Raw genomic sequence first — 8,855 nt, 5'->3', positions numbered from 1 at the left:
TAAAAGGGGGTGCCGGCTAAACGCCTGCAGGCACCAGCACTTCGCTGATCATGTTCTGAGGCAAGAACTCCACGCGGCGCTTGATGTTGCCATCGTTGCCCGGGCGGGTTGGAGTGTCCGTCTTAACCTCTCCGCCGAGGAAGATCTCATCTCCGGCGGCCCATGGTTCGGTCGAGTCCTTGTCGGTCTCACGAAGGTAGATCCACAGGGTGCTGTCTTTGACCTTCACTGCCTGGTAGGCAGCGTCCAGACCCTCAATATCTGCACCGGTACCGGTGGTGAGCCATTCGCGGATGAACGTCAACGCGGTCTCGTAGTTCGACGCGCCGAGAGCTTGGGAGTTGCCCTTCTGGCAGGATGTCTTCTCGTTGAACCGATCGGACGCGGTTGGGGACCACGTCACGTCAGAGTCCAAGATCATGCACGACGGATCGATCATTGCGTTTAGTTCGGTTGCGGTAGGGATCGGACCAGCTGGCTTGGTGAGCGAGACCGCCCACTTCTTCTTGCCGTCAGCGGAAAACTTCACTTGGAATCCTCCTCTTCAACATCGACAGGGCGAGGCTTGGCTTTCGCCTTCACCCCGTTGTCACGAATGGATGGCACTTCGACGAAGCCGAGTGCCGCATTGGTCAGGTAATGCTCCGGAACTAGCCGGATTTCCCCGCCCCCCTTGGGTCGGGCTTCCACAAAGCCAGGCTTAGCCATGGTGTTGTGTCCTTTCGGTTAGACCCGAGAGCCCATGAACGGGTATTCGTCCACGAGATACACGGGGTTAGTGGTTTCCACGGAGACCCGGTTATCCGGTTCAGCCGTGAGTACTTCGACTTGGCGAAGACGAGAGAACCGCCAGCCGGCAACAACCGGACGCTGACGGTTCAAGGACATGCGAGAAGTGCGGGCCAACGCATTCAGCCCATCCAACGACAACGCCACGACCGTGCAACGCAACGTGAACGCCGTCTGATCCGGAATGTCATCGCTGGACCGGTCGCCGCGCTCACCCGAGATCTCCTCGCCCCACCCTCCGTGCAACACCACATACGGGAAGTCGGACGGCTTCGGAGGATTAGACAACTTGGCTTCGTGGATATGAACCCGCGTGCCAGCGGGGAACATTGCCTCGACGCCACGGAATACTTCGAGACTCATATCAGCCCCTCCATAACATCCAGCAAGTACTTCTCGAAATTCGGAGATTCATCGGCGAGCGCTTCGGTTGGGTCGCGGACTGTTCCGCCACCGCCGAGTGAACCGCCGAAGTAGGCGAAGCCTGCTAGGCCGGCTGTGTTGGCTCGCGATTTGTTGGGCCCGATCTCCGCGGCGATATTCGTTTGCCCATATGCGCCGGAACTGACCTCTTCGAAGTCGACTGATCGGGCTGCATGGCGGAACGAGGATGATGCTCGGAAGTCGGCTTGCATGGCGTTCTTGACGTTGAGCGCGCCTTTCCTGACCACGCCGCGAACCTTCGGGATGATGCCGTCAGGTACGAGTCCGAGGTCTTGGGATAGCAGGCGCAGCTGGGAATCATCGAGACTCACACACTCACCGCCCTCCATCGCTCTGCCGTACGGTGAGTTCCTTCCGCCAGCTCAATGAGTTTGGCCTTGGTCCCCGGCCGTGGCAGGTCCAGCCGGGAGCTGGTGATCTCCACGAGGTCTCCTTGCATTGCGACGGATCCGATAGGGAGTTTCACCAGCGCGTTGGTGACGGTGAATTCCGTGTTGGCCAGAACGAATTCGGCTGGTTGGGTGGAGTCCACTTCGTAGCCGCACTTGCCGATGTAGATGATGTCGTACGTGGCTACCTCGTGCTCCAGTGCAGGGTCGTAGGTGTTGCCGGTAGGACGCTTGACGATGCACTCGGCGATCATCAGCATCTTGGCTCGTTCACGTCCTCGGCGTGCCGCGTAGATTGCTCTGCGTTGCATGCTCACAGACTGCCCACCACCTTCGCGCCGTATTTGCCGAACCTCTTTGCGAGGCGCTCCCTGGTGCTTTTAGGAAGTGACATTTCAGTGATCGCGTCAACGGTGTCGCCGGTGGCGTAGCCCTCGGCATAGTCGTCAATCTTGATCGAAGACAAACGGCCGTTGTTCAGTGCGAATCCGTCCGCGGCGTTGTCTGCGGCGTTGAGCAGCCCGGAGATGACCATTCGGCAGACCAAGTCCTTGATATCTGCCGGCAGGTTCGGCAGGCCGTGGGTGTAGTCCACCGTGACAGTCTCCGCGCCGTTCTCAGCCCAGCCGGAAGGCCGGTAGATGCCGCCGTTGGCTTTCTTCCAATCGGCTACCGGCTGGCCGTCAACAGTGACCGTGTGGATCTCCGTTACCGGCAAGCCTGGCAGCCGCAGGATGCGAGCACGGCCGGCAAGAAGCTCGACCGTGCTGCGCTTCTGGATGATGGGTGAGCCTGCCGCGTCGACCACTTCGGCCGAAGCCGATTCGATGAGCACGGTCACGATGGGATCATCCAGCACTACCTCTGGGGGAAGGGGGTACTGGTCTAAGTCCGCTGTGGTGATCAAAGCCAACAGGCTCACCTCCTACTCGTTGTCGGAGTCCGAAGCGTCCGAGGTGCCTGCGGGGACGGTTTCCTCGGTCTCTTCTTCTTCCTCGGGGTTTTCCTTCTGCTCGACCAGGTCGCGGATTTCGGTCTGCTTCAGGCCCTTCAGGTCATCCTCGGTGATGCCGATGGACAGGGCGTATGCTTCCCAGTCCTCGCGGGAGGCGTTCCCTCGTGGCTTCTCCAAAGTGGTGGCCGGAGTAGCTGCCGCTGCCTCTATCACCGGCTCGGCACCGAACTTGCGTTCCCATGCCGCGTCGATCTGCTCAGCCGAGGCACCTTCGGGAACTTCCACAATGGTGCCGTTGGCCAGCAGAGACGACGCAACATGTTCGCCCAGGTTGGTGAGCAGGGTCTTGGACTGTCCGATGTATGCAGCCATTGGGTTACACCACCGGTGCGGTCCAGTGGAACACTGCGTTTGGGCGCAGGTTCTTGGCACCGTAGACGTGCAGGCCGCGCAGGCGGTCTGCGAACTTGGATTGAGCACGCATGGCCTCGGTCTTGTTGATCTGCGAGGCGAAGGCCAGCGCGGATCGGTGCCAGCCCACGATCTGCGGCACGGTCACCTGTGGCAGGTTCTCCGACTCGTAGGTGTCGAAGGTCAGCAGCTTGCCGTAGGACGCGTTGCGTAGTCCATCGGTAGTAGCCGATTCGTTGGCCTTCATCAGCTTGGAGTCGTTCTCGTCCAGCAGGGCCGCGAACTCGGCGTTGAAGGCAACGACGCGTTCCGAGGTCGGAACCTTGGCTTTAGCCATGGCCTTCTTGATGTCGCGCAGAACGTTCCATGCGCTCGCGCCGTCCGTTGCCGGTGCGGCCGGAGTGATGGCCGTGCCCTGGGCGATCAGCAGAGCTGCCAGGGTCTTGTCTGCGTCCTCGACCAGACCGTCTGCAGCCGACTTCGAGTAGGCGTTCATTAGGCGAGGCTTCGCCTGTGCCGCGTCGATGTCGTCCACGATGAAGTCGAAGGACTTCTCGTTGTCGATTGGCAGGTCAATCCCGGTGTCGGTGACTTCATCAGGGTTGGTTACACGGCCGGCAGCCTTGTAGTCCTTGATGACGATCGGGCTGATTCCGGTGATATGCACCGTCGAGCCCTGCTTGGCTTCGCCTTCGTACTCGCGGTTGGCAAGACCGGCGAAGATAGCCTTCTGGCGGAATTCTTCCAAGATCTTGGCGGACCAGATCTCGGGGATTGCATTGTCGATTGCCACGGCAATCTCCTTTCAGAGTTAGAGTTTGACCTTGCCCTCGTCGTACGCCTTAGCGATTTCCGACGTGGACATGTTTTTCAGGTCTTCACGGGTGTACTGCTTCGCCACCTTGCGTTTGCCGCGAGCTGAGTCGAATTTGGGACCGCTACCGCTTTGCACGGCTAGATACGGTTCCTTTTCCAGAAGCTCGTCAATCGCCTGAGCGATATCGTCTTCGTCTACGTTGCCGTCCTCGTCTACCTCGAAATCAGATAGATCGAGCAGGCGGACAGCTAATGCCGGGTTCTGCAGCTTGCCTGCAGCAGCCGACTTGATCTCCGAACGCACAATGCGTTCGTTGGCTTTGTCGAGGATCGCCGCTTCGCGCTGTTCCCGCTGGCGCTGCTCTTCCACCTGCTCCTCGGATTTACCCGCGGAGCTCTTCAGGCGGTCCAGCTCGGCCTTGGCCTCGCGCTCCGCCTTCTTGGAAGCCCGGACACGTTCCTTCATGGCACGGAGAGCGTTCTTGCCCTTGTCGCCGAGAGCATCAGACCCTTCCGGGTCGCCTTCCTCGCCGTCCGGATCGTCACCTTCCGGATCATCGCCCGGATCAGGATCGTCGCCTTCCGGATCATCGCCCGGAACAGGATCGTCTCCGTCCGGATCATCGACCTTCATAACGGCAGTTCCGAAGGTCTTGAAGTGGAAGGCCAGCAGTGCCGCGACCCCACCTGGTGCAGTGAGATCGATACCGTGAACGGTCTTAGGCATGGGAAATTTCCTTTCAGTCGGTCACATTGCGCGACGCGGCGGTCCACGACCCCGTTGCAGGGTCGAGTGAGTAGCTCGGCTTCCGGCCACCGAGGTAGCCGACACCGGGCCCACGGACAACACCTTCTGGGTTTTGCCCCAGACCAGTGATGTATCCGTAGTCCTCAAGCATCCGGAGCGACTGCTCACGGTTGCCGTTGGAACGTTTGTAAATTTCTTCAGGCATCAGGCGCTCACGTATCGCTACGCCGTAGCGTTCCTTGCCCTGACGGTTCCTGGTCTCTTGCAAAGAGCCCCAGTACCCGCGCCGGGTAGTGCCGTAATAGGTCGCGAGCGCCCCGCCCTCGGTCGTGTAGGTCTCCGACTGGGCGTTGACCACTTGGAAGATATCCGCGCCGTCACGGATCGCCTGAGCGTCCGTTGGCTTGAAGTACTTGTCCTGGTCTTCGGGACTCAACGAGTTGAAGTACCGATACGGATCAGTGGTCATTTCACCGGCGAGCGCTTCACTGACCGGGATATGCCTGCAGTCGCATCCGAGGTGGCGCCGGAATGCTTCTTGGGCTCGGTAGGTTCGTCCGGCCAGGATTGCGCAGCGCGAGCAGGATGGCGGGTTGAGCATGCGGACGTAGTGCATGCGTACCGGCGGGGTTGCCATGGCCACGCCCTCGGCTTGCCTGGATGCGTCGGCGATCTGCATTTGCGAGCGCAAGAGCAGGTTGTCCAGGCCTATGCCCATGGAGCGGTCCACGGTGTATCCGTGCCCGATGGCCCGGAGGGTCTTGTAGGCCGGAGATGCGATCGACTCTTCCAAGCCGATCGGCCGTCGCAGCTGGTCGCCTAAGGGGTAGGCGATTCCGGCGAAGCCAGCAGCTAGTACCTGATGCTCTGATGCGGGTGCATCTTGGGCTTCCAAGACTGCCGCCGAGTACTCGACGGAGTCCTCTGCGACGGCCTGCTGGGCTTGGGCCACAATGAGTGTTGCTGCGCCCAGTTTCGCTTGCCATGAGTCCAGGATGTTGTTTCGGTCGACGGCCACCCACAGACGCGTGAGGTCTCGCAGGGCTCGTGTTTGAACCTGCTTGCCATAGGCGTAGTGGGTGGCCGCTGCCTCGATGATGGTCTGAGCCATTTAGAAGCCCCCTTGACGCATCCTGTCCTCTGCTGCCAAGAACGGATCCATCTGGAGTTCCTTCTGGCGCATGGCCATCACCCGTGCAACCTGGACCGGATCGGTGAGGAGCTTCTCGTAGACGTACTCGGTCGGGAATCCAGCAGCCTTGTACTTGGTTCCGACGTCTGCCATCTGCGATTCTGACCGGTACTGGATGTTGTCCCAGATGATCGTTCCCGCACGGAGAGATTCGATTCGGTCATTGGTGGCACCGCGTGCTGCAGCCATGAGCCGGAAGGTCTTCTTCACGCCCTTGGAGGCATAGAGAATGCGTTCCTTGACCTTGGAGACCAGGCCGGCTTCAGCGATGTTCAGTGATTCGGCCGCGGTGTTGATCATCTTCGCCACCAGATAATGCGGTGGTGTGCGGGTCTGGGCTGCAATGTGCTCGACCAGCTGCGAGATGACCTTGGAGAAGGCTTCGAGGTTCGCAGCGGTCCATTCTTCAATGCGAGCGTCCTGGCCAGGAAGGAAGATGATCTTCTCTTTGAGAAGCTCGTCCAGTTCGACATCCTGGTAACCGGCTACCTGGCCGTCCTTGTCCAAGATAGGCACCTGGGGAACGTCCGCATTCACAGCGACTCGGGCAGGCATGGAAGCCTGATCGAGTGCGTTCATCAAGTAAGCCCAGACGAGGTTGACCGCGTCCTGCAGAGCGGCGACACCGGCGATGTCAGACATCGGGTTATCGTCCAGTAAGGTTTTGTTGCGTATCTCGGTCAAAGGCATCTCGCCGAGGTGGTGCTCAGCTGGCTGGTGCTCATCGTCGCGAGGTTCCCAGCCACCAGTAGGGGAGATCCGCTCGGTATTCTCGTACCGCTGCTTGCCGTTCTCCCGCTTCATCTTCACGAAGTGGGTCTGCGTGTAGTAGGTAGCGAAGTCGTACTTATCGTCCTGCCACATGACCAGCCCGTCGCGGTCGATGCCGGTCACAGGATCAGTGTTGACGATGGCTGACTGCGGATGCTCCCAGGTGACGCTGGGCGCCTTGTCCGGAGAGTCTGCCGGGTGCACGAGCGAGAAGGCCCGGCCACCGGCCATCTGCATGGTGAACGCCTCGGAACTGCCTAGATCCGAGTTGGAGCCGAGCCAGTCGCGCTGCAGCTGCTCGTCGATCTTCAAGTCTTCACCGTGTGCACGGAACCCGAGGACCTGCATGCGCTCAGCAGCTGCATCGACCACCGGCATGCACCAGTTATCTCCGAAGCCAGCGAACTGCTTCTTGAAGTACTCGTCGAACTTCTTCGATGCCCAGCGCAAGGTTTCACCCTCGCCCTGGTAGCGGTTCACGTACTTCTCGATGGTCGGTCCGCGGTGCTCCAGCTCCCGTGCCAGTTCGTCTACACGACGGGCCACTGAATCTTGGTCAAAAACGTCAACCGTCATTGTGCCCTCCTTCGTGTACTAGAGCCTGTTGCCACCAGATTGCGCTTCTCTTCCAGCGAGGTACGGACAATTCCGTCCAGGCCGGTTACAGCTGCTTGGAACCCGTCGATACGAGCGGTCGAGGTGCGCCGGTTCGGCTTCACTGGGCGTATGTTGTCCGCGTCATCGGTTTTGACTTCAACGCGGGACGCCATCCACCGCATGACGGGGTTATCGTCGTGGCGCATCTCCTTGGCCTTCCACATGCGCTCCATCTCCTTGGAAGCAGGAGACAAGCCGTAGAAGGTCTGAGCGACGGGGACGATGTCGATTCCTGACAGCTCCGAGTCAAGTTCCTGCACCAGCTGGCCAGCGAACATGCGGTCATAGGAGACGCGCTGCATGTCGAAGTGCTTGCAATCGCCAATCACCGCTGACTTCACGGCGCTGTAGTCGATCACGTCGCCTTCGGAAGCAGTCACATAACCGCGGTCCACCCAGTCACGCAGTGGAATCAACAGTTGCTTCTCCAAATCATCGATTCGTTCCTCTGGCACCCAAAAGCGGGTGAACAGATCGAACTTCATACCGGGACGGTTCGATTGAGACCAGACCGTCCAAGCCGTGAAGTCGCTCGTTGCGGACAAGTCCAAGCCGCCCCAGGCGCGCCGGCCCCGCAGGGGAGTTCGCTTCGCGCCGCCCAGCTCGTCCCAGCGGTTCAAGTCCACCCAGCGGGCAGAACCCGGCGAGCGCAGGTTCAGAGCGAGCTGCAGGAAGGTCTTGAGCGCGGCTGGGGAGCCTTGAGCCTTGGTTGCTTGGTCTCGCATGTAGGCGAGGGTGGGCGACTTACCAAGGCCGGGGTTGGCTTTGTACCAGGTCTTCTCTTCGTATGGATCGTCTTTTTCTTCGGCGGCCCAGATGACTCCGTAGAAACGCGGATCCTTGATGATGCCGTTGGAGATGTTGAGGGTGTATGTGTGCTTCTCGTCGTACGGTGTACCGTCTTCGGCCTCGTCGGCCGTGGTGATGAACAGGATCAGCGGTTGATCTCGTGCGCCGGTGCCGGTTTCGATTGCTTCGATCAGCTTGCCCTGGTTGCGCAGGGTGTGGATTTCGTCAATGGAAGCGCCGGAGACGTTGAGGCCGTGGGCGGTCTCTGCGACCTTGGACAGAACGCGCAGGATGCCCAGTGTGCGAGGAACACGGACTACATCGGTCAATGGCTCGATACGCTTACGCGCAGCCGGTGAGGACATGAGCATGGCTTTAGAGTCGTCGAATACGCGGCGTGCCTGGTCTTTGGAACCGGCCGCGTTGTAAACCTCGGCGCCGGCCTCGCCGTCCGCCAGGAGCAGGATGCCGGAGAACCCCGCGGCGAAGGTCGATTTTCCGTTCTTACGTGGAATCTCTACCCACACCGAGCGGATGACACGGACAACGCGGTCAATCTCTTCGTCGTGATACACCCAGCCGAAGACCGGCGCGAGCACCCATACGACCTGCCAAGAGTCCAGACCTTCGCCCAGACGCATGCGCACGCCTGCCCAGCGGCCTTTCGTGTGCCGGAAGGACCCCAGAGCCATCAGTGCCTTGCGCGCCCGCCCTACGTCGAACCACGCGCCTGGTTGCTGGTCGGCCTGGTTAGCTACGGTGAGCGGTTCGCGCTTGAGTGCCTCGATGATCTGGTCATGTTCTACGCCCAGCTCGATCAGCGCCTCATAGGGAACCGGCAGCCGGTCGAAGTCGTACTCGAGCATGTCCCACCTCCATCTCTAGAGGTGCAAT

The 8,855-nt window shown here is 60.2% G+C and carries 12 protein-coding genes; all 12 read right to left on the bottom strand.

Features of this window, described 5'->3' with window-relative positions; translation table 11 throughout:
* Positions 1 to 16: 16 nt before the first annotated feature.
* The 12 genes from ACRDT3_RS00940 to ACRDT3_RS00885 are packed head-to-tail and all read right to left on the bottom strand — an operon-like array spanning position 17 to position 8,827.
* A complete protein-coding gene (locus tag ACRDT3_RS00940) occupies positions 17 to 529 on the bottom strand; it encodes a hypothetical protein (protein ID WP_431491166.1) in 513 nt (170 codons plus the stop codon).
* Entirely contained in the window at positions 526 to 708 is a 183-nt protein-coding gene (locus ACRDT3_RS00935) for a hypothetical protein (RefSeq protein WP_431491165.1), read from the bottom strand. The genes ACRDT3_RS00940 and ACRDT3_RS00935 overlap by 4 nt, the downstream gene beginning before the upstream one ends.
* 18 nt (positions 709 to 726) lie before the next feature.
* Positions 727 to 1,152 (bottom strand): hypothetical protein, encoded by a 426-nt coding sequence (locus ACRDT3_RS00930; protein ID WP_431491164.1) that lies wholly within the window; start codon positions 1,150 to 1,152, stop codon positions 727 to 729.
* Positions 1,149 to 1,544, bottom strand: coding sequence for a hypothetical protein (locus tag ACRDT3_RS00925; protein ID WP_431491163.1), 396 nt, complete (start codon positions 1,542 to 1,544; stop codon positions 1,149 to 1,151). The genes ACRDT3_RS00930 and ACRDT3_RS00925 overlap by 4 nt, the downstream gene beginning before the upstream one ends.
* Positions 1,541 to 1,933, bottom strand: coding sequence for a DUF6093 family protein (locus ACRDT3_RS00920; protein WP_431491162.1), 393 nt, complete (start codon positions 1,931 to 1,933; stop codon positions 1,541 to 1,543). Before ACRDT3_RS00920 ends, ACRDT3_RS00925 begins: the two co-directional genes overlap by 4 nt.
* 2 nt (positions 1,934 to 1,935) lie before the next feature.
* The gene (locus ACRDT3_RS00915; RefSeq protein WP_431491161.1) at positions 1,936 to 2,535 is read right to left on the bottom strand and encodes a hypothetical protein; all 600 of its coding nucleotides are present in this window, start codon (positions 2,533 to 2,535) and stop codon (positions 1,936 to 1,938) included.
* 12 nt (positions 2,536 to 2,547) lie between these two features.
* Positions 2,548 to 2,949, bottom strand: coding sequence for a hypothetical protein (locus tag ACRDT3_RS00910; protein WP_431491160.1), 402 nt, complete (start codon positions 2,947 to 2,949; stop codon positions 2,548 to 2,550).
* Positions 2,950 to 2,953: 4 nt separating this feature from the next.
* Positions 2,954 to 3,781 (bottom strand): P22 phage major capsid protein family protein, encoded by an 828-nt coding sequence (locus tag ACRDT3_RS00905; RefSeq protein WP_431491159.1) that lies wholly within the window; start codon positions 3,779 to 3,781, stop codon positions 2,954 to 2,956.
* Between the two features lie 18 nt (positions 3,782 to 3,799).
* The gene (locus tag ACRDT3_RS00900) at positions 3,800 to 4,531 is read right to left on the bottom strand and encodes a hypothetical protein (RefSeq protein ID WP_431491158.1); all 732 of its coding nucleotides are present in this window, start codon (positions 4,529 to 4,531) and stop codon (positions 3,800 to 3,802) included.
* A gap of 13 nt (positions 4,532 to 4,544) precedes the next feature.
* Positions 4,545 to 5,663, bottom strand: a complete 1,119-nt coding sequence (locus tag ACRDT3_RS00895) for a hypothetical protein (protein ID WP_431491157.1) — start codon at positions 5,661 to 5,663, stop codon at positions 4,545 to 4,547.
* Positions 5,664 to 7,091, bottom strand: coding sequence for a phage portal protein (locus ACRDT3_RS00890; protein WP_402735784.1), 1,428 nt, complete (start codon positions 7,089 to 7,091; stop codon positions 5,664 to 5,666).
* Positions 7,088 to 8,827 (bottom strand): terminase large subunit, encoded by a 1,740-nt coding sequence (locus ACRDT3_RS00885; protein WP_431491156.1) that lies wholly within the window; start codon positions 8,825 to 8,827, stop codon positions 7,088 to 7,090. The genes ACRDT3_RS00890 and ACRDT3_RS00885 overlap by 4 nt, the downstream gene beginning before the upstream one ends.
* Positions 8,828 to 8,855 lie beyond the last annotated feature (28 nt).

Source organism: Glutamicibacter sp., from assembly GCF_050701915.1.
GTDB lineage: Bacteria > Actinomycetota > Actinomycetes > Actinomycetales > Micrococcaceae > Glutamicibacter.
The sequence above is the reverse complement of the archived record's forward strand: the minus strand, read 5'-3'. Positions and strand labels throughout refer to the sequence as shown.